Raw genomic sequence first — 22,445 nt, forward strand, 5'->3', positions numbered from 1 at the left:
GGCAGGGTGCCGGCCAGGGTGGTCAGCCGAGAGTTGTCGATGGCGCTAGTGATGCGCGCCGTGTCCGGCGCCAGGTTGAGCGGATTGGCCGGCGTCACCGCGGCATGGGCCGCCAGCGGCACCACACCTCCCAACAGGAGGAGCGCCGTACAGGACAGCACCCCTTTTGATGAACGAAAGATAGTCATAACCCTCCCCGAAAATCGTCCGCAAAAAAAAGCGGTCCGGGCCGGGTTGCCGATGGCATCCCGACCTTGGCGAATGTGTGTCGTGTCGCTCCCCAACCCCCGCCATGGCAACGACATACAGCTGTCACGGCGTGGTCGCCCGGAAGCTAAACGAACCCTCCCGCCCCCGTCACGCACCACAATTTCGCTCGACTTACCAAAACTCACCAAGCACCATGGTGGCCACATGGACGCCCTCCCGCTCCCGGGGACATGGCGCCCCGGGGGAAAACGTTGAAGTCAGCAAGCCCGTGCGCGACCCTGTGGCAACGCCTGAACGCGTGGCTGCACCAGGTGCCCATTAGTGATCCGGTCGACCGGCGCAACGCCGTCTTCATGCAATGGCTGCTTGCCTTCCAGGGTTTGCGCACGCCGCTGATGAAGGTCTACCTGCTGGCCAACGAATGGCCGTACATGACGGCCACCTTCTTCGACAAGACGGTGTCGGGGCCGACCGTGTCGATCGCGGTGGACCTGGGCACCGACCTGGCCATCTCGGCGTCGGCTTGGCTGGGCTTTTACTTGATTCGCGTGGGCCAGTTCCGCCGCGCCGTGAAGCAATTTCTCGCCACGCAGCTGAGCTGCGGCGTGCTCGCCTATGGCGCGTTCGGATACAAGGTCACTCCCGGCGACATGATCCTTCTGATCACTCTGGCGCTGGGCGGCCTGATGCTGGGTCGGCGTGCGTTGTGGGCCATCTACGTAACGATCCTGCTGGTCATCGCCACGGGCATGACCACCGACTACCTGCATTCGTCCGGCGGTTCACACACCTTCTTCGACGCCTACCGTGACCTGGTCTTCCGTACCTTCAGCTACGCGCTGATCACCATCATCCTCGACCGAAGCATCGGTGCGTTGCGCGAAGCGTTGTCCGAATCGGACACGCACCGCAGGCAACTCCAACATGAGATGGCCGAACGCGAACGCACGCAGGAACAACTGCTGCACTCGCAGAAGATGGATGCCATCGGCCGGCTCTCGCAGGGCGTCGCGCATGACTTCAACAATGTGCTCGGCATCGTCCTGGGTTTCTCCCAGGAGCGCTATCGAATCGATGAACCTGGCGCCGACCGCAGTCCCGATGCGTTGGCGCTTGCCCAGGCCTTGCAGGGTGTGGAAATGGCCGCGCGGCGGGCGGACGCCATCACCCGCAAGCTGCTCAACTTCAGCCGCCACGACACCACCAACATCGAAACCTTCGATGCCGCCGAGGCCGTGAGTGGCCTGGAGCCGATGTTGCGCCAGCTGTTTCCAGCCAGTGTCAGAGTGGTGTTGAGCACACCCGATACGCCATTGCTGATCGACTTCGACCAAAGCCAGTTCGAGTTGGCCATACTGAACATTGCCTCGAACGCGCGCGACGCGATGCCAGATGGCGGTCAGTTCGAGGTGACATTGTCGACGAATCAGGACAGCATCATCCTCGCCTTGGTCGACAGCGGCATCGGCATGCCGGAGGAGGTACGCGCGCGGATCTTCGATCCATTCTTCACCACCAAGCCAGCCGGACGCGGCACGGGTGTGGGGCTCACTGTGGTCTACAACCTGGTGACCCTTGGCGGAGGTGACATTACCGTGCTCAGCCGGCCCGGCAAAGGCACCACTTTCCGGGTCCGCTTGCCGCAGTCGCGCCGGTTGGCCGGCGTATCCGCCGAAGCAGATGGCTTGGCCAAGCACTCGGCGCTGTCAAGCGTGTGGGCGACGACCTGATCCGATATGGCGCGCCCCACCAGATTTACAACAGTACGAATACGTAGCCCTCGCCGTGTACCGCGTTCAGCGGCAACGGCATGCCAAGCACACGCTGGACCTTCTTGCGCAGACGATGGATCAGCGAATCGAGCCGATGCGTATCGAAGTCGTAGACATTGTCGGTAAGCGCTTCGATCAGCACCGTACGTGCTACCGGCTGGTTGGGTGTTTCCAGCATGCGGGTGAGCAGCCGACCCTCCGTCTTGGTGAGCGCCACCGCGTTACCGCCGGGCTCTAGCAAGCACCAACCATCGGCATCCAGGCGCCAGCGACCTTGGGCCAACGGGGTGACCGCCATCACCGCGCGCAAGCGGCGCGCTAGGCTGTACAGGGTGGCACCGAGCAAATCGACATCGATGGGCTTGGTGAGATACGCGTCGGCGCCTTCATTGAGCCCCCGCACCCGATCGGCCATGCTGTTGCGGCCGGTAAGCATGACGATGCCTACATCGCCCATCTTCGCCCGCACTTCGCGCGTTATATCGAAGCCGTCCGCGTCGGGAAGGCCCACATCGAGAACGAGGATGTCAGGCCAGCGCGGCTGCAGATAGCGATCGAGCACACTGGCGTTACCTTCGGCGACCACTTCGAAGCCGAACCGCTGCAGCTGGGGCACCAGCACGTCATCGCGCAACAGATCGTCGTCCTCAATCAACAGCACACGAATCGTCATTTTGGTACGGCGGGGCGCAGTGAGCGCAGTAGAAGTCGTCTTCTCTTTTTTTCCATGAGGCAAGCGCCCTGTCAAGGCCTGGTGCAGCGATGGAACAGCCCATGGCAGCACAATCGGCACGCTCGTCTTCGAAAGACCTTGGAGCTCGCCTTACGGCGTAACCGCCAACCGTGAGCCACGCCGCGGGTGGAATACCTGCCACCCTGACCTCTGGCGACTCCTGGGGGCTATCGCTGGGGTTGGTCAATTGTCGGGCTGTGGGTTGCAGAGCGTCACCGTTACCGTCGAAGTGGATACCCTTAGAACGAAATAGGCCCTTCAAACTGCCTAAGCGGCTCTCTGCCCGCTAGCTCGGCCGTTACCGGTCGCTCAACCGCCCGTCTGCTCAGCAGGCGTCTGGCTGTCGCAGGTTTTCGGAGGTCCGATCAAACGAGTAGCGCAAGCCATACGCCAGGTGCAGGGCGTTCTTGACGTTGAGGTCGTCTCTCACGGCGAGCAGGCCAGCTCATCCAGGGGCTCCAGGTCGCCGATGTCGTCCTTCAGGCTTTCGAGCGGCCCGGCCGGATCGTGGGCAGGGGGGACGGAACCCTTCAGGTATCTGCCGAGCGGCCTCATTGGCAGGGCGATGCGTGGTCGAGGCCATGGTTATCGCCAACTCGCCTAGGGCGATGAGATCGTTGGCGAATCCCCTAAAGACCTTGTCGGCGCTCAACGCCCCTGTCACGGTCCGGGTCACTTCGTGGTGCACGGCTTTCCTCTTTGCCAGCATGAAGTCAGCGAAGGCACCCTTGGTTGATACAGCACCGACCTCTGCTCCGGAGGCACTTCGATATCTCCACCACCGCCGTGGAGAGCTGGGAGACAAAGCGCGAGAAATCAGCTCAGCGTGAAAGTGCATACAAGGTGAGCACGTATAATGGGCGGCCTTTGCAAACGGTGAAGCCTCATGCCGATGTCCCACATTCCCGCCTGCCCGGTTTGCGGCATGGAAAACACCTATCCGGATGGCGACAACTTCATCTGCCCCGATTGCAGCCATGAATGGCCGCAGGTGGCCGCGTCGTCGGACGATGCCGAGCTCGTCGTGCGCGACGTCAACGGCAACGTGCTCAACAGCGGCGATTCGGTGGTGGTGATCAAGGACCTCAAGGTGAAAGGCTCCTCCATCCCGCTGAAGCAGGGCACGGTGATCCGCCATATCCGACGGGTCGACGGCGACGCCGAACACATCGAAGGCAACTCGGACAAGATCAAGGGCCTCGTGCTGAAGGTCTGCTTTCTCAAGAAGGCCTGATCGCCGGCCGCCGGGTCACTTCTTTGGCCGGACGCCCACGTAAGCCGCGAGATGTTCGCCGGTGAGCGTGGAGCGCGCGGCGACGAGCCCGGCGGGCGTGCCTTCGAACACGATGCGCCCGCCGTCGTGGCCGGCGCCGGGGCCGAGGTCGATGATCCAGTCCGCGTGCGCCATGACCGCCTGGTGGTGCTCGATCACGATTACCGACTTGCCGTTGTCGACCAGTCGATCCAGCAGGCCGAGCAACCGCGCGACATCGGCCAGGTGCAGGCCGGCGGTCGGTTCGTCGAGCACGTAAATGCCGCCCTTCTCCGCCATGTGCGTGGCCAGCTTGAGCCGCTGGCGCTCGCCGCCGGACAAGGTGGTGAGCGGCTGGCCGAGGCTGAGGTAACCCAGCCCCACGTCGGCGAGCCGTTCGAGGATCACCTGCGCCGCGGGCGTGCGCGCCTTGCCGCTGCCGAAGAAGGCCTGGGCCTCGCTGACCGACATCGCAAGCACGTCGCTGATGTCCTTGCCGCCGAATGTGTACTTGAGCACGTCGGGCTGGAAGCGCTTGCCACCGCATTCCTCGCAAGGCGAGGCGACGCCGGCCATCATCGCCAGGTCGGTGTAGATCACGCCCGCGCCGTTGCAGGCCGGGCAGGCGCCCTCGGAATTCGCACTGAACAGCGCGGGCTTCACGCCGTTGGCCTTGGCGAAGGCCTTGCGGATCGGCTCCAGCAGGTCGCTGTAGGTGGCCGGGTTGCTGCGGCGTGATCCGCGGATCGGCGCCTGGTCGACCGCGATCACGCCGTCACGCCCGGCGATCGAGCCGTGGATCAGCGAGCTCTTGCCCGACCCCGCCACGCCGGTGACCACCACCAGCACGCCGAGCGGAATATCGACATCGACGTTCTGCAGGTTGTGCGTATCGGCGCCACGCACCTTCAGCAGCCCCGATGCCTTGCGCAGCGATGGCTTCAGCGACGCCCGGTCATCGAGATGACGACCGGTGATGGTCCCGCTGTTGCGCAGCTGCTCCACCGTACCTTCGAAACAGACCGTGCCGCCCGCCGCACCGGCGCCCGGGCCGAGATCGATCACGTGGTCGCCGATCGCGATCGTCTCGGGCTTGTGCTCCACCACCAGCACCGTGTTGCCCTTGTCGCGCAAGCGCAGCAGCAGTCCGTTCATGCGCTGGATGTCATGGGGATGCAGCCCCGTGGTCGGTTCGTCGAACACGTAGGTGATGTCGGTGAGCGAGGAGCCGAGATGACGGATCATCTTCACGCGCTGCGCCTCGCCGCCCGAGAGCGTGCCCGACGCGCGATCGAGCGAGAGATAGCCCAGCCCGATCTCCACGAACGAGTCCAGCGTCTGCAGCAGCGTGGCGAGCAGGGGCGCCACGGCCGGCATGTTCAGGCCGCGCACCCAGTCGGCGAGGTCGGTGATCTGCATCGCGCAGGCATCGGCGATGTTGATGCCCTTGATCCTGGACGAACGCGCCGCTTCGCTGAGTCGCGTGCCGCCGCAATCGGGACACGTGGTGAAGGTCATCGCCCGCTCCACGAAGGCACGCACGTGCGGCTGCAGCGCGTCCACGTCCTTGGCCAGCATCGACTTCTGGATGCGCGAGATCACCCCCTCGTAGGTGAGGTTGATGCCGTCGACCTTGATCCTGGTCGGCTCCTTGTAGAGCAGGTCGTGCAGCTCCTTTTTGCCGTACTTGCGGATGGGCTTGTCCGGGTCGAAGAAACCGCAGCCGGTGAAGATGCGGCCGAACCAGCCGTCCATGCTGTAACCGGGAATCGTCAAGGCGCCTTCGTTGAGCGATTTGCTGTCGTCGTAGACCTGCGACAGATCGATCTCGGTGACCGAACCCCTGCCCTCGCAACGCGGGCACATGCCACCCGTGCGCGAAAAGGTCTGCTTCACCGTCTTCCTGTTGCCGCGCTCGACCGTGATCGCCCCAACGGCCTGCACCGACGGCACGTTGAAGGCGAACGCGTTGGGCGAGCCGATGTGCGGCTTGCCCAGGCGGCTGAACAGGATGCGCAACATGGCGTTGGCGTCGGTGACGGTGCCGACGGTGGAGCGGACATCGCCACCCATGCGCTGCTGGTCGACGATGATCGCCGCCGTCAGCCCTTGCAGCACATCCGCCTCGGGGCGCGCCAGGGTCGGCATGAAGCCCTGCACGAACGCGCTATAGGTTTCGTTGATGAGCCGCTGCGACTCCGCGGCGATGGTGTCGAACGCCAGCGAGCTCTTGCCCGAGCCGGACACGCCGGTGAACACGGTCAGCCGGCGCTTGGGGATCTCGACGCTGACGTCCTTGAGGTTGTTGACCCGCGCGCCATGCACGCGTATCACTTCGTGCTCTTGGGCGAGCTTCGTCGCCGACGGGTTTTTCGACGTGCCCGCGTCCGTGCGCGTGCCCTTCTTCGTGGCCATCTTCAACGTCCTTTGGGTGCAGGACCGGCTCAGCGCAGCTGCTGTATGCGGATCATGTTGCCCGCGGGATCACGGACCGCGCAGTCGCGCACGCCATAGGGCTGGTCGGTGGGCTCCTGCACGATGTCGGCGTCACGCGCCTGCAAACGCTCGAAGGTACCCGCGAGATCGTGCGTCGCCAGCAGGATGATGCCGAAGGTGCCCTTGGCCATCATCTCGGCGATGGTGCGGCGCTCATCGTCGGTGATGCCGGGGCTCGCATCCGGCGGATACAGCACGATGGACAGGCCCGGCTGGCCCGTCGGCCCGACCGTGATCCAGCGCTTGCCGCCGTAGCCGACATCGTTGCGCACTTCGAAGCCGAGCGTGTCGCGATAGAAGGTGATGGCGGCTTCCGGATCGTTCTGCGGAAGAAAGCTGGAATGAATGGTGATGTCCATGGCGGTCTCTCTCAGTGGGTGGCGAAGTCCATGGCGATCAGTCTAGTTCCGGCCCTCCGGCGGGCGCTTCTCGATTCCTGATCGGCCGGGTGACCTGCCTCGCCACGCACGACGGAAGGCCCGCGGTCGCCTGTGCCTGCTCCGCCTTGTAGACGCTGGGCGACATGCCGACCAGCTCGGTGAATCGCGTGCTGAACGTACCCAGCGATGAACAGCCCACTTCGAAGCAGACCTCGGTCACGCTCAGCTCGCCGCGCCGCAGCAAGGCCATCGCGCGCTCGATGCGTCGCGTCATCAGATAGGCATACGGTGATTCGCCATACGCGGCACGGAACTGCCGGCTGAGATGACCGGCCGACATGCCTGCGCCCTGGGCAAGCGCTTCGACATCCAGCGGCTGCGCGTACTCGCGATCCATCCGGTCGCGCACGCGGCGCAGACGCGCAAGATCGCGCAGTCGTTGCACATCGTCAGGTCTGCTCGTCATCCCGGGGATCGTGTCACTTCGCACCGGGGCGCTCAAGTGCGATCGGCAGGCGTTTCAGGCGGACAGGGTTTCAGCGAGCGACGTCCTCGCCCCATGGCCATCCTTTTCTCCTGTCCGTTACGCTGGCGGACATGCCTGGCCAAGGATTCGCATGAGCATTGTCGACCCCGCGCGGTCGCGCAGCCCAGGAGCCGATCGCCCCGCGTGGCTGCGGGCATGGATCGAGGCTGCCGCCACCCTGTTGGCGGCGCTGGCGACGCTGCTTTGCGCGTGGGCCATCTCGCCGGGCCCCGGGGGCGCGGTCTTGGCCGTGGTGCTGGCGTTGTCGCTGTCGCGCAGCCAGCTGGACCGCGATCGTCGCGGCCGGCTCGAAGCGGCCCTGGTGTTGCCGCTGGTCGCCTTCGCCGCGCTGGGCGTCGGCTGGCTGTTGCGCTACTGGCCATGGATCGGCGCTGCCTTTTTTGTTGTCGGCATGTTTCTCTCGATCTGGCTGCGCCGCTTCGGGCCTATGGCGGGCCGCGCCGGCAGCCTGATCGCCCTGCCCTTCGTCACCTTGCTGACGATGCCTCATGTCCATGCCACATCGGGCGGCCTGCTGCCACCGGTGCTGGTTCCCATGGTCATCGCCCTGCTGGCGTTGTTATGGGTGGATGTCTTTCATCGCTTGACGAAGCGGTGGCGATGGCAGGGCCCGGCGCAAAGCGCCACGCTGCCGGCCGCCCGCGAGGGTTCGCCGCGCATGGCTGCCAGTACGCGCATGGCGCTGCAGATGGCGGCGTCGCTCGCGGTGGCCTTCGTGATCGGCTTCGTGTTTTTTTCCGAGCATTGGGCATGGATCGTGTTGACCGCCTTCATCGTCAACAGCGGCAACCGCGGTCGGCTCGACGTGCTCTACAAGAGCGGCATGCGCGTGGCGGGCGCCGCCGCGGGCACGGCCATCGCCCTGCTGTTGAGCGTGCATCTCGGATGGGATGGCAGGACCACCGGCGCGCTGATCCTCGCCGCGCTTTTCATGGGCGTCTGGCTGCGCCCATTCGCCTATGCGTGGTGGGCGTTGTTCGTGACCGTGGCGCTGGCGTTGCTGCAGGGCTTCGACGGCGGCACGCCCGCCGCCATGCTGTGGCAACGCATGGGAGAAATCGTGCTTGGCGCGGTGATCGGCGTGAGTGCCGCGTGGTTCGTGCTGCCGGTGCGCTCGACCGATGTGCTGCGACGCCGCCTCGCCGATGCGCTGGCTGCGCTCGCCGAGGCCGTCGATCCGGCCACGGCGGCGCGCAACGCCACGCCATTCGACGAAGCCTGTGACCTCGTTGCGCAGGTCGTTCCGCCTTTCCGGGCGGTGCGGTGGCTCACCCGCCGAACGCACGCCATGCAGCCGGCCGATTGGGCCGACACGTTGCTGGCCTGTCGCCCGACCGCTGTCGTGCTGATAGGGCGAGGAGCGACGCCCGGCGCGTTGCGACAAGCCATCGGCGCCGCGCGAAAAGCCCTGCGTGAGCCAGCGAAGCTGCTGCCGGCGCTCCAGCATCTCCGGAAGCGCCTGCACGAATGCGTCCTCGAGGCGGAGCGTGAACCACTCGCGCCTATCGACGCTGCGATGACGACCCGCCCGTCGACGCGCGACGCCTGAACGTTTCATCGTCGCGGCACGCGGTCAGTGCAACAGCGGGAACGCCGCAAGGCGCCGCCAGCGGCGGTCTTCGTTGACCAGCAAGGTGACGTTGTCGCACCAGCAATAGATCGGCCCGTAATCGGCCAGGCGTGCCTTCACTTCGTTGGCGATGGCTTCTTTTTGCTGCGGCACGCGGCGTGCCACCGTCAGGTGCGGGATGAATTCGGGAAACGCCCCGCCGCCGATGGGCTGCTCGGGGAAGGCGCGCTCCAGCGCGGAGGCCACTTGCACGATGGAGCGCGTCGGTTCCGGCGCCAGCCAGACCACGGCGGGAAACGTGCGCACCTCGTGCAGGCGGAACATCGGCGCGGGCATGTCCGCCACCGTGTCGCGCAGGCGCGCCAGCACCGCGGCGGACAGCAACTCGCTTTCCACGAAGGGATAGATCAGCGTGATGTGCGCACCCAACCCGCGACGCGCCGAGGGGTCGTGCTGATCCCGGAAACTGGCGACGACGGGATCGGCTTCGGGAACCAAAAGTGCCAGCAGGGTACGGGCCATGCCCGATCTTTGCACGGAATCGTGTCGTCGCCACGCGACGGCGCACAGGGACGCCGCCTTCACATCCGGCGCGGCGCGCGCGTCAGAAGCCCTGCGTGGTCGACAATGCCGACACGCCGTGCTCGTCGAACGCTTCCACCGCCACCACGTAATGCACGCCCTTGTTCAACGAGCGCAAGGTGAGTGTCGTCGGCTGGTCGGCGAAGCGCTGGTAGGTGCTGTGCAGGCGGTCGGCGGCCAGGCCCCAGCGCACGTTGTAGCCGACGGCGCCGGGTACGGGCGTCCAGCTGATATCCGCGTTGCGCGCATCAGCCAGCCGCCTGGCGGCAACCTGAGCGGGCGTCGCCGGCGGGGGGCCGTCGGCATTGCCGAATACGCGCAGGTCGGCGATGGCGAGCGTGCGTGCACCGACGTGGCCGTGTACGTAGCGCAGGTAGCGTACGCGCGCCGCCTGCGGCAGTTCGAGGTAGGCGTCGGGGCGATCGCGCGTCTCGTGCGAGAGATCCGCCAGCGTGTCCCAGTGCTGGCCGTCGCGCGAACCCTCGATGCGGAACTGCGCCACGATGTCCGGCGCATCGCCGTAACGGCCGGATTGGTAGTCCGCGAAATTCACCTGCACCGCACGCACCGTGCGGTCGCCGCCGAGATCGAGCGTCAGGGTCTGGCCCGGCGTGTTGCTCGCCGCCACCCAGGACGTGCGTGGGTTTTCATCGGTCGCGGCGGACGCCGGATGCCCTGGCAGCGCGGACGAGGCGGTTGCGGCCTTGCGGTACGACAGCAGCATCCAGCCAGCGAAGGTGTCTTCGTTTTCCTTCAGCCGATGATCGGGCATGCGCTGCGGGAAATCGCCGAAGCGCGTGTCCACCCACATCTGGCCGTCCGCGTGGAAGCCAGCGCGATACAAGCCGATGCGCCGCTCGAAGGTCCAGTTGCTGCCGATCCAGGAAGTACCCGTGTTCCACCAGTTGCCGTAGGCATCCTGGAAGGTGGAACCGTGGCCGACGCCCTGCACGAAGCCGCCGGGCTTTTCGCCGATGGGGTTGTACGGCGCGTACTCGAACGGCCCCAGCGGACCCTTGCCGACATACACGCCGGTGCCGTACGCGTTGTACTCGGTGCCCGGCGCCGCGTATTGCAGGTAGTAGCGATCGCCCTGGCGATTCATCCACGCGCCTTCCATGAAGGGCAGCGTGCGTTCGTCGGTATGGTCCTGGCCGAAACGTTCCCAGCCATGTTCCGCAGGGTGCAGCGTGAACAGTGCCTGCGGCTTTGTCACGAAGGCCAGCCGCTTGCCTTCGCCTTCCGCCGCGTCGCCAAGCTTCAGGTCGATCCGCGCCGCGTACAGCGGATGGACGTTGGAAGACCCCCAATACAGGTACGTCTTGCCGTCCTCGTCCTGGAACAGGCCCGGATCCCAGGGCCCCGGCGGCAGTTCGCCCGGCTTGAGCGTGTAGTGCTCCTCGCTGGACACGGCACCGGGCACCGGTGGCAGCAGGCGGGTCCAGAAGTCCAGGCGTCCATGCGCGGGGTCGGTGGAATACAGCAAGGGCCGAGGCTGCGTCGCCGCCTGCATCAGGAACAGCTTGTCGCCCGCCACCAGCGTGGCCGGCGCCACCTCGCTGTCGAAGGGCCAGCGGCTGGGCTTGATGAACTGCCAGTGCAGCAGGTCGGTGGAGCGCCAATAGCCATCGGCCAAGGTGAGAAACAGGTAATAGGCATCGCCATAGCGCACCACCGCCGGGTCGGCGCCCGTGCGGTAGGAGATGCCTTCGTTCATCTGCTCGAAGTTGTAGCGATAGTCGATGTCGACCGGGTTTGCCCACGTGCGGGAGGCCGGCTCTTGCGCCGCAGCAAACGGCGTGGCGAACGCGAGCATGGCGACGAGCAGGCTGTGCCGAAGTGGAAGGCCTGGCAGCGGGGCAATGCGGGAACGCGTCAGAGCAGACATGGATCCATTCTCTTCCTGTGCAGCGCAGCAACAACGATTTCTGCGAGGCGCGCGTATTGATCGGGTGGCCCGGTCTGTAAGAGACTCCGGCCCAGCCATGTAAACGTTTACATCCTAGCCGGGCCTTGATCGACCGGCTACCACCCTGCTGAAGGAACCGCCTCATGCCAGCCCCTTCCCCGCTCCGCCGCCTGGCTACCAGCGCCGCCATCTGCCTTGCCCTGATGGGCACGGCCCACGCCGCCACCGGTAGCGATACCGTGCAACTGCAGGTGGATGCCACGGCCAAGGGCACGCCGCTGCCGCACTTCTGGGAACAGATGTTCGGCTCCGGCCGCGCCGTGCTCGCGTTGCGCGACGACTACCGCAAGGACCTCGAGGCGGTGAAGGGCGCCACCGGCTTCAGCTACATCCGCTTCCACGGCATCTTCGATCGCGACATGGGCGTGGCCTACCGCGATGCGCAGGGCAAGTTGCAGTTCAACTTCAGCTATGTGGACCAGGTCTATGACGGCCTGCTCGAGCGCGGCGTGAAGCCCTTCGTCGAACTCGGCTTCATGCCGCCGGAGATGAGCACCGACCCGGCCAGCCATCACGACTTCTGGTACCACCCCAACGTGATGCCCCCGGCCAGCTGGGAGGAATGGGAAACGATGGTGCGCGCCTTCACCCGGCACGAAATCGAGCGCTACGGCATCGAGGAAGTGTCGAGCTGGTACTTCGAGGTATGGAACGAACCGAACCTCGCCTTCTGGGGCGGCAAGCCGGAAAAGGCCACCTATTACGAGCTGTACGACCGCACGGCGCGCGTGCTGAAGTCGGTCGACAAGCGCCTGCGCGTAGGCGGCCCGGCCACCGCACAGGCCGCGTGGCTGCCCGAATTCCTCAAGCACGTGAAGCAGAGCGGTGCGCCGGTCGACTTCGTGAGCACGCACGTCTACGGCGACGACACCGCGGACAACGTGTTCAAGACCAACGAGAAGATCCCGCGCCGCGACATGGTCTGCCGTGCCGTGGACAAGTCGCACAAGGAAATCCTCGCCTCGGCATTCCCGAAGCTGCCGCTGATCTACAGCGAGTACAACGCCTCGTACGCGAACCTGCCCAACGTCACCGACACCGTGTACATGGGCCCGTGGATGGCCAACACCATCCGCGAGTGCGCGGGCAAGGTGGAGCTGATGAGCTACTGGTCGTTCTCCGACGTGTTCGACGAGCAGGGCGTGGTGAAGAACCCGTTCTACGGCGGCTTCGGGCTGATCGCCGCCGACCGCATCGAAAAGCCGGCCTTCAACGCCTTCGCCATGCTGCACAAGCTGGGCGACGTGCAGCTGCCGCTGAAGACCGACAGCGCACTGGCGACCAGGCGCAGCGACGGCACCGTGGTACTCGCGCTGTGGAACTACACGCCGCCGCTCGGCGACACCGCCGACTACACGCCCGGCGTGCCGACCGGTCCGGGCAAGCATTTCGACGTGGACGTGAAGCACCTGGGCAACGCCTCGCAGGCGACCGTGTGGCGCCTGGACGAAACGCACGGCAACGCCGTCGCCGCGTTCGACAAGATGGGCCGCCCCAACTGGCCGAGCCGTGAGCAGATCAGGCAGCTGCGCGAGGCGGGCAAGCTGCCCGCGCCCGAACAGGTGTCAGTGAGCAACGGCAAGCTCGGCATCGACGTGCCGGCGCAGGGCTTGGTGGTGGTCGAGCTGCACTGAACACGCCGCACCGCACCTCTGCTCCTCGTCTTGTAGGAGCGCACCCAGTGCGCGACCGCGGAGGTGCGGTGTCCCGCGTGCCGGAGTTGTCGCGATGCATTCCGCTCCTTGTCGTTCACGGGCGGCGTGAATCGCGCACCGGGTGCGCTCCTGCCGGGCCGCACGCCAGCCAGTGACCTCCGGCAGTGGCGTTGCGGCGCCGTCTGGCGAAAGCTCCGGCCTTCGTCGCGTGGAGCGCAGTCCATGGCATGGCGCCTGTTCGCAGTGACCGTGTTGACGCTGGCCAGCCAGCTTGGCGTGGCGCAACGCGCGCCCGTCGCACCATCGTTCGATCTGCGCGTGCCATGGGCGCCGGCGCCGGTCACGATCGATGGCAAGGCATCGCTGGTATACGAGTTGCATCTCACCAGTTTCGCGAAAGAGCCGTTGCGGCTTGCGGGCGTCGCGGTGGTCGACGACGCGGGCCATGTCCTCGCGACGTTCGACGGCAACGCGCTCGACCACGTGCTGGGGCGCCCCGACCATCCTGCGGACAAGGATCTCGCGCGCATACCGCCGGGCGTGGATGCCATCGCGTATCTGTCGGTGCCGTTCGACCCTGCGGCCAGCGCCACGCCACGACTGCACCATCGCATCATCTTCACCGGCGATGGCGCCACGGCATCGCCCGCGACCATCGAAGGCGGCGCGTTCACCGTATCGGCGCACGTGCCACTCAATCTGGGCCCGCCGCTGCGTGGCGGTCCGTGGGTAGCGATCTACAACGCGCAATGGGAGCGCGGCCATCGTCGCGTGCTCTATGCCACCGACGGCGCCGTGCACGTACCCGGTCGATTTGCGATCGACTGGATACGCGTGGGCGAGCACGGCGGCTTTGCGCAGGGCGATGGCGCGAAGCCGTCGCAATGGTATGGCTATGGTGCCGATGTGCTGGCGGTGGCCGATGCCGTGGTGGCATCAACAGGCGAAGGCGTCGCCGAAGCAGCCACGCTGGCCGAGCATGCGGCGCGCAAAGTGCCACTGGAGGATGCCGCCGGCAACTACGTGTCGCTGGACCTGGGCAACGGCCGTTTTGCGTTCTATGAACACCTCAAACCCGGCAGCATCACGGTGAGACCGGGGCAGCGCGTGCGGCGTGGCGAGGTGATCGGCCAGCTCGGCTTCACCGGCGAATCCACTGGGCCGCATCTGCATTTCCACATCGCCGATGCCAATGCGCCACTTGCGGCGGAGGGGCTGCCGTATGGCTTCGAGCATCTGCATGTGGCCGGGCATTACGACGACATCGAGGCATTCGGGCAGGGCAAAGCGTGGCGGCGCGCTTCACAGCCCGACGGCGAGGTGCTCGTTGACAGTTTCCCCGCGCCACTGGATGTGGTGGATTTCCCGAAGAATGCGTCGCGCTGAAAGCGCGTCAACCTGACGTGAGCGTTTGCGCGAGAAACCCGCGCAGCGGCGAGGCCAACATCACTCACGGGTGCGTTCCTGCGTCGAGAGGCGCCTTGCGGGGACTCAACGGAAGTTGAAATGCTCATGATGCAGGTTGGCCATGGGCACGCCTTCGCGGCGCATCCGCGCGCGCACTTTGTCCAGCAGGCCCACCGGCCCGCAGAAGGCGACATCCACGGCCTGCGGGCCGATCTCCCGCGCGATGGCCATGAAGCGTTGGCGGAATGCGAGACTGTCGGGGCCTCCCGGCACGGGCACCAGTTCCGCACCACGCCTGTTGGCCAGATCCGCCAAGGCCTTCACCTTGGGAAATTCACGACCCGGCGTGTGGAAGTAGAACAGCGTGACTTGCTCGAACCGGTCCTCCCGAGGGTCCGTGAGCCAGGCGATGAACGGCGAGATGCCTACCCCGCCGCCGATCCAAACCTCGCGCCGCGCCTTGCGATTGCGCGTGAAGCGCCCATGCGGCGCATAGATATCAGCCATCGTTCCCACGCGGACGTTCGCCACCAGCTTGCTGGTGTAGTCACCCAGCGCGCGTATCACGAAGTCCACGTGGCCGTCAGGACGCACGCCACTGGCCAGGGTGAACGGATGCGGCTCACGCAATCCATCGAGTTTCAGGCACAGGAAGCCGAACTGCCCGGGCTGGAACGCCAGTGGCTTGCCCACCGGCGCCAACTCCAGGTGGATGGCCGCCTTGCCCGGCGTCCTCGCAACCACGCGGTACGGTGCCCGTCCGGCCAGATGGCGGTACAGCAGCAACTTGTAGAGCGCCCCGGCTGCGCCAGCGGCGGCCGTCAACGCCAGCCACAGGCCCGCGGGGCTGGCCAGCGCGATGGGCGACTCGATGCTCAGCCAGTGCAGCACCACCACCAGGAACAGCGGCCCCGACAGCTTGTGCCACCAGCGCCATACGCGATACGGGATGTTGCGGTTGAGCGCCAGCATCACGATGAGCATCAGCCCGACGTAGCAGAAATGACGCACGAAGCGCGTCATTTCACCTGGCACGAGGAGGATGGCTGCCGTGCTCCAGTGGTCGCGGTCGGCGTGGTACACCAGATGGAACGAGGCCAGGGCGAGCGCCCAGATGCCCAACCACTTGTGCGCGAGATAGACGCGGTCGAGTCCGCCGAACAGCGTCTCCACCACGCGCAGGCGCGCGGCCAGCAACGCGGTGATGCCCATCAAGGCCAGCGCGGCCGTGCCCAGCGCCAGGCTGATGCCCTGCGGTGTGAACCAATCCTCCCGCGGCAGCGCCGGCGCCACCGCCAGCGCGCTGACCACGATGGAGAACACCACGACATGCCAGCTCCTGATCACTTGCCTTGCCTTCGTATGTCCCACGCCAGTCATCGAAGGTAGCGAACGTGGACATGGCCCTCCTGGCATGGATCAAGGCCGCGTGTCGTCCCGGTTCGCCGCGGCAGCACACGGCACACGTGCGCGTGGCGCCGGGAAACGCCACCCCATTCCTCCTGGCGGCGACGACCAGGTCAGGCTCGCCCTCGGTCAAACTCCATCGGCGACGCCGTTTTCGGCCGAAGCCCACACGCGACTCCTCCTTGCACTTACGAGCACGAGCGGCATGCAAATCCTGGATGTGTGGATGGGTACCAGGCTGCCGCCATGCGCCATCGATGACGACACGACGGGCGCGCCCGGGCGGACCGCTCCATTCGCCCGAAGCGCGCCGCCTAGGTGCCTTCGCGAACCCGCATGAACGAGGCGAATCGCGGCTTGCCGCTCGAGGTCGTGCCGCGATATCGATAGGTCACCAGGCTGCCGATGGGCGGCGGGTGGCGGCGTTGCTCGTCCTTGAAACCCGTCCCCAGTCGAAAGCGCACGCCTTGTGCCGTTTCGACCAGCAAGGCGCCCAGCATGCCGGTGTACTTTCCCTTGCCGGGCAGGTGCGCGACCACGCGCGCCTCGGCATCGTCGTAAGGCTTGAGCTTCAGCAGATCGTCGCTGCGTCCCTCACGGTAGAGCGATGCTCCCCGATGCAGCATCAAGCCCTCGCCCCCCTGCCGGACCACCCGATCGAGCTGCGCCTCAAGGGCGGCTTGATTGGCCACCTTGTATTGCGGCACCCGCTGAACCCAGGGCACGTTCAATCCATCCACCACCTTCTTCAAGGCGCCGAGGCGTTCGGTGAACGGGCCCGGATGCGACGGCAGATCGAACACCATGTAGCGGATGCGTCGCCACGCAGCCTCGTCGGCGGGCTGCTGCCGTATCGCGACCGACGCCACATCGAATGCCCCACGCCCTGCCCACAGCTCGCCGTCCATGGGCACCTTCGGCCAATGGGCCGTAAACCAGGCGGGAGGGTGAAGGGTGGCGCCGGTGCGCGTCTGCAATGTCTCGCCGTCCCAGTACCCACGCACGCCATCGTATTTTTCGCTGACCCAGTAGTCGTCGAGTACGACCCCGGCGTGATAGACGTTCGCCAGCATCACCGGCGACACCGTGTCGGCGGCGGCGAAGGGAGGCCCAGCCAGCGAGGCGATGCAGAGCAAGGCAACCAAGGCGCCGCATGAGCGGACAGACTGGCGCATGACGTTTCCTTGTCGAAACCTGTTCCAGCCGCGGAAGTTAACCCCACCGCTTTGCCAGCGAAGCCGGCGCATCACCCGCCATCCCGTCGCCATCGACCTGGCATCCTTGCCCAGGATTGACGACTTGCGGCGATGACGCTGGCAGGCCGCTTGCGCCATCGCCACAAACCAGCGGGCGCCGAAGCGCCCATCGTCCTCCCCCACAAGGCATGCGCGATCAGATCGCGCGGTACCCCTGGAATTCCAGCGCATGCGTGCTGGCGCGACAGCGCGTCACGTCCTGCATCTTCAGCGCGATGTACGCGTCGATGAAGTCGTCGGTAGGCACGAGCACAACCGGGCCGTTTCAAAGCGCACTTCTGCGGAAAGTCGATGCTGGCCCCTCGATCCGTGTTGATGGCGGTGGCCGACTTCGACACGCTGTGAGGCGCCGCCTCGCATGGGACTCAACGGAAGTTGAAATACTCGTAGTGCAGGTTGGATTCGGGCACGCCGTGGTTGCGCATCTGCGTGCGCACGACCGGCAACAACCCGGCCGGGCCGCAGAAGGCGACGTCCACCGCCGACGCACCCGCTTCGCGCACGATGGCGTCGAAGCGTTCCTGGAAGATCGCGCTCACCGGCCCGTCCGGCACCGGCACGAAGCTCGCGCCGCGCTCCGTGGCCATCGCCTGCAGTACCGGCACCTCGGGAAACTCCCGGCCCGGCGTGTAGAAGTAGAACAGCGTGACGCGTTCGAAGTGGCCCGCGCGCTCGTCCTTGAGCCAGGCGATGAAGGGCGAGATGCCCACGCCGCCGCCGATCCACACCTCGCGCCTGGCCTGCGCTTCGCGCACGAAGCGCCCATGCGGCGCGTAGATGTCCGCCGCCATGCCGACCCTGGTGTGCGCCACCAGCTTGCTGGTGAAGTCGCCCAGCGCGCGTATCACGAAATCCACGCGGCCATCGGCCGCGTTGCCGCTGGCGATGGTGAACGGATGCGGCTCGCGCAGGCCATCGGCCTTCATGCGCAGGAAGCCGAACTGTCCGGGCTGGAACGCGAGGGGACGACCCATCGGCTCGAGTATCAGGTGGACGGCCGCCTTGCCGGGCGTCACCGCCACGACGCGGTATTCCGCCTGCCCGGTGACGAAGCGATACAGCAGCAGCTTGTACGTGGCGGCGCACACGCCGGCCGCGGCGGTCAGGGCCAGCCACGCGCCGGCCGGGCTGGCCAGCGCGATGGGCGACTTGATGCTCAACCAGTGCAGCACCACCACCAGGAACAGCGGCCCCGACAGCTTGTGCCACCACCGCCACACGCCATAGGGGATGTTGCGGTTGAGCGCCAGCAGCACGATGAACATCAGGGCGACGAAGGAAAACTGCCGCACGAAGCGCGTCACGTCGCGCGGCAGCGGCACGATCACGCCGTTGGTCCAGCCCTGCATGCCCGCATGGAACACCAGGTGGAACGAGGCCAGCCCCAACGCCCACACGCCCAGCCACTTGTGTGCGAGGTAAACGCGGTCGAGCCCACCCAGCAGGTGCTCCACCGCGCCCAGGCGCGCGCTCAGCAGCGCAGCCATGCCCATCATCGCCAGCGCCGCCACGCCCGTGGCGAGGCTCAGCGCGGCGGTGGTCGGCCAATCCCGCGCGGGCAGCTGCCAGGCGACCACGGCGATGCTCACAAGGATGGGAAACGCCACCACGTGCCAATGCCTGATCATGTCGTCGCTCCTTGCTCAACCGCGCAGATGGCCTTACACAGTAACGCGCCCGTTCCATCCACGAGCGACCTGCGTCGCCCGCTTGCGTCATCGTGCCAGGGAACCGTCTCGGCGCACGGTGCGCCACGAACGACAACGGGCGCCGAAGCGCCCGTTGTTCCTCCCAACCGCGAGTGATGCCGCGATCAGATCGCGTAGTACATCTGGAATTCCAGCGGATGCGTGCTGGCGCGGTAACGCGTCACTTCCTGCATCTTCAGCGCGATGTACGCATCGATGAAGTCGTCGGTGAACACGCCACCGGCCTTGAGGAAGTCGCGGTCCTTGTCGAGCGCGACCAGCGCTTCGTCGAGGCTCGCGCACACCTGCGGGATCTTCTTCTCTTCTTCCGGCGGCAGGTCGTACAGGTCCTTGTCGGCCGGCGCACCCGGGTCGATCTTGTTGATGATGCCATCGAGGCCGGCCATCATCAGCGCGGTGAACACGAGGTAGCCCGAGTTCATCGGATCGGGGAAGCGCACTTCGATGCGGCGGCCCTTCGGGCTCGACACGTACGGGATGCGGCAGCTGGCCGAGCGGTTGCGGGCCGAGTAGGCCAGCATCACCGGCGCTTCGAAGCCCGGCACCAGGCGCTTGTAGCTGTTGGTGGTGGAGTTGGCGAACGCGTTGATCGCCTTGGCGTGCTTGAAGATGCCGCCGATGTACCACAGCGCCGTCTGCGACAGGCCGCCGTAAAGGTCGCCCGCGAACAGGTTGTTGCCGTCCTTGGACAGCGACTGGTGCACGTGCATGCCGCTGCCGTTGTCGCCGACGATCGGCTTGGGCATGAAGGTGACGGTCTTGCCGTTCTGGTGGGAGACGTTCTTGATGACGTACTTCATGGTCATCAGTTCGTCGGCCTTCTTCACCAGCGTGTTGAAGCGCGTGCCGATTTCGCACTGGCCGGCGTTGGCCACTTCATGGTGATGCACTTCCACCACCTGGCCCAGCGACTCCAGCACTTTGCACATGTCGGCGCGCAGGTCGCCCAGCGAGTCGACGGGGCTGACCGGGAAGTAGCCGCCCTTCACGCCCGGACGGTGGCCGGTGTTGTTATCTTCGTACTTGTAGCGCGAGCTCCATGCAGCTTCTTCGGAGCCGATTTCGTAGAACACGCGGCCCATGTCGTTCTGCCAGCGCACCGAGTCGAAGATGAAGAATTCCGGCTCCGGACCGAAGAAGGCGGTGTCGGCAATGCCGGTCGACTTCAGGAACGCTTCGCCGCGCTTGGCGATGGAGCGCGGGTCACGGCCGTAGGCCTGCATGGTCGACGGCTCGAGCACGTCACAGTGGATGACCATCTGCGTGTGCGCGCTGAACGGATCGATGTAGGCCGTGTCCGGGTCGGGCATCAGCACCATGTCCGACTCGTTGATGCCCTTCCAGCCGGCGATCGACGAACCATCGAACATCTTGCCGTCCTCGAAGGTGCCCTCGTCGATGGCGTGGGCCGGGAACGTCACGTGATGGTGCTTGCCGAGCATGTCGGCAAAACGGAAGTCGACGAATTCGACCTCGTGTTCCTGGATCTGATCGAGCACTTTCTGGACGGCGGACGACATGGACAACCTCGGTGGGCAAAAGGTGTGGAAACGACTGCCATTGAGCAAGGCTCATGCCAAGCCAATGGAACCTTGTATATCAAGCAATTACATCCGCCGCCGGATCATGGAGCGATCCGATTGCACGCATGTGAAGCACCAATATGCACCATATTGGTGCTTTCAAGAAACCGCCGTCGACCACGCACGGAAGCTGGGCGCGCGGCCGCGGCAGTCATCCAGGCAGCTTTTCATGCCCCGCCCGAACGCAGCGCAAACGCAAAATCGCGCGGGCCACCCAAGCGTCCGAAAACGCCATAGGGTTCCCTTAAGCTATGCCGCTTTGCGCCGGCATGGAACCCGGCCAGCCGACCTTGGGAGTTTTCGTGAGCGATCTGATCAACGTCATCCTGCTTGGCATCATCGAGGGCATCACCGAATTCCTGCCCATTTCCAGCACGGGACACCTCCTGATCGCCGAGAAGTTCGGCCTGGGCGCGCGGTCGGACCTGTTCAACGTGGGTATCCAGGCGGGCGCCATCCTGGCGGTGACCTTCATCTACTGGAACCGCATCTGGCAGCTTTTCACGCAATGGCGCGATCCAGCCAACCGCAGTTACCTCGCCAAGCTGATCGTGGCGTTCCTGATCACCGCCGTACTCGGCTTCATCGCCGTGAAGCTCGGCTTCAAGCTGCCCGAGACGATCACGCCGGTGGCGTGGGCGCTGGTGATCGGTGGCGTGTGGATGATCGCGGCCGAACGCCTCGCCGCGCGCCAGCCGGATCGCACCGAAGTGACCTGGCGCGTGGCGATCCTGGTCGGCATCGCGCAGATGGTCGCCGGCATCTTCCCGGGCACCTCGCGTTCGGCAGCCACCATCTTCACCGCCATGTTGTTCGGTACCAGCAACCGTGCGGCGGCCACCGAGTTTGCGTTCCTTGTGGGCATTCCCACGATGTATGCCGCCACCGGGTATGAACTGCTGAAGGTGCTGAAGGAAGGCGGCGTGCATGAGGACTGGACGGCGTTTGGCGTCGGGTTCGTGGTCTCGGCCATCGTCGCCTTCATCGCGGTGAAGTGGCTGCTGGGCTATATCCGCGGACATCGCTTCACGCCGTTTGCGGTCTACCGCATTGCGCTGGGCATCGCGTTGCTGCTGCTGGTGCCTGCCGGCGGCTGAGCTGAAACGTGCGTTTCCACTTTTTTTGTGGGGGCGCAGCCTGTGCGCGACAGCCTTTTGCGATGGGCTGCATGGTTGTTGCTCTTGTGAAAGCGGCTGTGTTGCCTTCGGTTGCCGTGCTGTCGCGAGCATGCCGCCTACGCGGCGGGCGTTTCGACGTCCTGCCGGCCGCCGAGTCACTTTTCTTTTGCTGGCCCAAAAGAAAAGTAACCCAAAGAAAATGGCCTTCAGAGCCAAGGCTCATAGCGATATGCGGGATAGGAGCGTCGGACGACTGAGGCCAGCCGGATAGGCTCGTTACTACCTCGAGCGGCGTGGCTACACCGTCACGCGTCCTAACGAAGAGGACTTAAAGCCACTTCGCTAAGCCGCGATGCAGTCTATGGGGCACCACGCACTTTCCCCCTCTCCCCTTTGGGGCACGCGGCTTTGAGGAGCGAGGAGAGGGCTGGGGTGAGGGGTGGGGCTCGCGAAGTTCCTGCCTATCTCTGTAGGAGCGCACCCAGTGCGCGACCGCCACGTGGCGATACTCCTTAGCCTTCCAGTCGCGACCATCGCGAATCGAGGCAACCCTGTCAGTCCGCGGTCGCGCACTCGGTGCGCTCCCACAACGAACCGCAGCCACTGGCATCGCGATGCGATGTGCCGCGCAGCGGCACGAGCCTTCACCCAACCCCTGTGTGGCGGTGAGGGGTGGACGAGCAGGCCCCGCAGGGGTGCCCGACAGGACGTCGGGCACTTTTCGTCCGGGCAGGAGCCCGGTCGAAAAGCCCGGCCGCCCCTCACGGACTGGCTGGGCAAAGCCCAGACAGCGCCACGC

At 65.7% G+C, this 22,445-nt stretch carries 18 protein-coding genes; 6 read left to right on the forward strand and 12 right to left on the reverse strand.

Translation table 11 applies throughout. The features are described 5' to 3' along the window. On the reverse strand, window positions 1-188 hold a 188-nt coding region (locus tag JMF82_RS18445; RefSeq protein ID WP_201315996.1), incomplete at its 3' end, for a hypothetical protein. Window positions 189-461: 273 nt separating this feature from the next. Here JMF82_RS18445 and JMF82_RS18450 point away from each other — a divergent pair. Next, on the forward strand, window positions 462-1,940 hold the full coding sequence (locus tag JMF82_RS18450) for an ATP-binding protein (protein WP_201315997.1): 1,479 nt from the start codon (window positions 462-464) through the stop codon (window positions 1,938-1,940). A 25-nt stretch (window positions 1,941-1,965) separates the two neighbouring features. Here JMF82_RS18450 and JMF82_RS18455 read toward each other — a convergent pair whose 3' ends face one another. Further along, window positions 1,966-2,775, reverse strand: coding sequence for a response regulator transcription factor (locus JMF82_RS18455; protein WP_236585559.1), 810 nt, complete (start codon window positions 2,773-2,775; stop codon window positions 1,966-1,968). 832 nt (window positions 2,776-3,607) lie between these two features. On the opposite strand from JMF82_RS18455, the gene JMF82_RS18460 reads away from it, so the two are divergent. Beyond that, window positions 3,608-3,949 (forward strand): zinc ribbon domain-containing protein YjdM, encoded by a 342-nt coding sequence (locus tag JMF82_RS18460; protein WP_201316010.1) that lies wholly within the window; start codon window positions 3,608-3,610, stop codon window positions 3,947-3,949. Between the two features lie 15 nt (window positions 3,950-3,964). On the opposite strand, the gene JMF82_RS18465 is transcribed toward JMF82_RS18460, so the two are convergent. From JMF82_RS18465 to JMF82_RS18475, 3 genes are read right to left on the reverse strand one after another with little or no spacing between them, the layout of a single operon-like run. After that, window positions 3,965-6,382, reverse strand: a complete 2,418-nt coding sequence (locus tag JMF82_RS18465) for an excinuclease ABC subunit UvrA (protein WP_201315998.1) — start codon at window positions 6,380-6,382, stop codon at window positions 3,965-3,967. A 29-nt stretch (window positions 6,383-6,411) separates the two neighbouring features. After that, window positions 6,412-6,822: a VOC family protein gene (locus tag JMF82_RS18470; protein WP_201315999.1), complete on the reverse strand. Its 411-nt coding sequence runs from the start codon at window positions 6,820-6,822 to the stop codon at window positions 6,412-6,414. 37 nt (window positions 6,823-6,859) lie between these two features. Continuing rightward, a complete protein-coding gene (locus JMF82_RS18475; protein ID WP_201316000.1) occupies window positions 6,860-7,309 on the reverse strand; it encodes a helix-turn-helix transcriptional regulator in 450 nt (149 codons plus the stop codon). 151 nt (window positions 7,310-7,460) lie between these two features. On the opposite strand from JMF82_RS18475, the gene JMF82_RS18480 reads away from it, so the two are divergent. Continuing rightward, window positions 7,461-8,939, forward strand: coding sequence for an FUSC family protein (locus JMF82_RS18480; RefSeq protein ID WP_201316001.1), 1,479 nt, complete (start codon window positions 7,461-7,463; stop codon window positions 8,937-8,939). A gap of 24 nt (window positions 8,940-8,963) precedes the next feature. Here the strand turns inward: JMF82_RS18480 and JMF82_RS18485 are convergent, their stop codons facing one another. Together JMF82_RS18485 and JMF82_RS18490 are read right to left on the reverse strand one after the other, a co-directional pair. After that, window positions 8,964-9,482, reverse strand: a complete 519-nt coding sequence (locus tag JMF82_RS18485) for a 2'-5' RNA ligase family protein (protein ID WP_201316002.1) — start codon at window positions 9,480-9,482, stop codon at window positions 8,964-8,966. Between the two features lie 82 nt (window positions 9,483-9,564). Beyond that, window positions 9,565-11,430 (reverse strand): family 43 glycosylhydrolase, encoded by a 1,866-nt coding sequence (locus JMF82_RS18490; RefSeq protein ID WP_236585560.1) that lies wholly within the window; start codon window positions 11,428-11,430, stop codon window positions 9,565-9,567. Window positions 11,431-11,594: 164 nt separating this feature from the next. Here JMF82_RS18490 and JMF82_RS18495 point away from each other — a divergent pair, with 164 nt between their 5' ends. Together JMF82_RS18495 and JMF82_RS18500 are read left to right on the forward strand one after the other, a co-directional pair. Continuing rightward, window positions 11,595-13,145, forward strand: a complete 1,551-nt coding sequence (locus JMF82_RS18495; RefSeq protein WP_201316003.1) for a glycosyl hydrolase family 39 — start codon at window positions 11,595-11,597, stop codon at window positions 13,143-13,145. Between the two features lie 243 nt (window positions 13,146-13,388). Further along, complete coding sequence (locus JMF82_RS18500; protein WP_201316004.1) at window positions 13,389-14,552, forward strand: M23 family metallopeptidase; 1,164 nt, start codon at window positions 13,389-13,391, stop codon at window positions 14,550-14,552. A gap of 105 nt (window positions 14,553-14,657) precedes the next feature. Here JMF82_RS18500 and JMF82_RS18505 read toward each other — a convergent pair whose 3' ends face one another. From JMF82_RS18505 to glnA, 5 genes are all read right to left on the reverse strand, one after another. After that, window positions 14,658-15,920 (reverse strand): ferredoxin reductase family protein, encoded by a 1,263-nt coding sequence (locus tag JMF82_RS18505; RefSeq protein ID WP_236585561.1) that lies wholly within the window; start codon window positions 15,918-15,920, stop codon window positions 14,658-14,660. A gap of 374 nt (window positions 15,921-16,294) precedes the next feature. Next, window positions 16,295-17,407, reverse strand: a complete 1,113-nt coding sequence (locus JMF82_RS18510) for a DNA ligase (protein ID WP_236585562.1) — start codon at window positions 17,405-17,407, stop codon at window positions 16,295-16,297. Beyond that, window positions 17,373-17,483, reverse strand: a complete 111-nt coding sequence (locus JMF82_RS22105; RefSeq protein WP_236585563.1) for a glutamine synthetase — start codon at window positions 17,481-17,483, stop codon at window positions 17,373-17,375. The genes JMF82_RS18510 and JMF82_RS22105 overlap by 35 nt, the downstream gene beginning before the upstream one ends. Window positions 17,484-17,601: 118 nt before the next feature. Next, window positions 17,602-18,864, reverse strand: a complete 1,263-nt coding sequence (locus JMF82_RS18515; protein WP_201316006.1) for a ferredoxin reductase family protein — start codon at window positions 18,862-18,864, stop codon at window positions 17,602-17,604. 185 nt (window positions 18,865-19,049) lie between these two features. After that, window positions 19,050-20,465, reverse strand: a complete 1,416-nt coding sequence (gene glnA / locus JMF82_RS18520; RefSeq protein WP_201316007.1) for a type I glutamate--ammonia ligase — start codon at window positions 20,463-20,465, stop codon at window positions 19,050-19,052. 365 nt (window positions 20,466-20,830) lie between these two features. Between glnA and JMF82_RS18525 the strand changes: the two genes are divergently transcribed. Then, on the forward strand, window positions 20,831-21,625 hold the full coding sequence (locus JMF82_RS18525; protein WP_201316008.1) for an undecaprenyl-diphosphate phosphatase: 795 nt from the start codon (window positions 20,831-20,833) through the stop codon (window positions 21,623-21,625). The last annotated feature ends 820 nt before the right edge of the window (window positions 21,626-22,445 follow it).

Source organism: Dyella sp. EPa41 (genome assembly GCF_016586165.1).
Lineage (GTDB): Bacteria > Pseudomonadota > Gammaproteobacteria > Xanthomonadales > Rhodanobacteraceae > Dyella.

Excerpts from the sequence above, each read along its gene's own strand:
- JMF82_RS18515 (WP_201316006.1), bottom strand. The coding sequence starts at position 18,864 with ATGATCAGGCATTGGCACGTGGTGGCGTTTCCCATCCTTGTGAGCATC.
- glnA (WP_201316007.1), bottom strand. The coding sequence starts at position 20,465 with ATGTCGTCCGCCGTCCAGAAAGTGCTCGATCAGATCCAGGAACACGAG.
- JMF82_RS18470 (WP_201315999.1), bottom strand. The coding sequence starts at position 6,822 with ATGGACATCACCATTCATTCCAGCTTTCTTCCGCAGAACGATCCGGAA.
- JMF82_RS18495 (WP_201316003.1), top strand. The coding sequence starts at position 11,595 with ATGCCAGCCCCTTCCCCGCTCCGCCGCCTGGCTACCAGCGCCGCCATC.
- JMF82_RS18485 (WP_201316002.1), bottom strand. The coding sequence starts at position 9,482 with ATGGCCCGTACCCTGCTGGCACTTTTGGTTCCCGAAGCCGATCCCGTC.
- JMF82_RS18500 (WP_201316004.1), top strand. The coding sequence starts at position 13,389 with ATGGCATGGCGCCTGTTCGCAGTGACCGTGTTGACGCTGGCCAGCCAG.
- JMF82_RS18480 (WP_201316001.1), top strand. The coding sequence starts at position 7,461 with ATGAGCATTGTCGACCCCGCGCGGTCGCGCAGCCCAGGAGCCGATCGC.
- JMF82_RS18510 (WP_236585562.1), bottom strand. The coding sequence starts at position 17,407 with ATGCGCTGGAATTCCAGGGGTACCGCGCGATCTGATCGCGCATGCCTT.
- JMF82_RS18465 (WP_201315998.1), bottom strand. The coding sequence starts at position 6,382 with ATGGCCACGAAGAAGGGCACGCGCACGGACGCGGGCACGTCGAAAAAC.
- JMF82_RS18490 (WP_236585560.1), bottom strand. The coding sequence starts at position 11,430 with ATGTCTGCTCTGACGCGTTCCCGCATTGCCCCGCTGCCAGGCCTTCCA.
- JMF82_RS18460 (WP_201316010.1), top strand. The coding sequence starts at position 3,608 with ATGTCCCACATTCCCGCCTGCCCGGTTTGCGGCATGGAAAACACCTAT.
- JMF82_RS18475 (WP_201316000.1), bottom strand. The coding sequence starts at position 7,309 with ATGACGAGCAGACCTGACGATGTGCAACGACTGCGCGATCTTGCGCGT.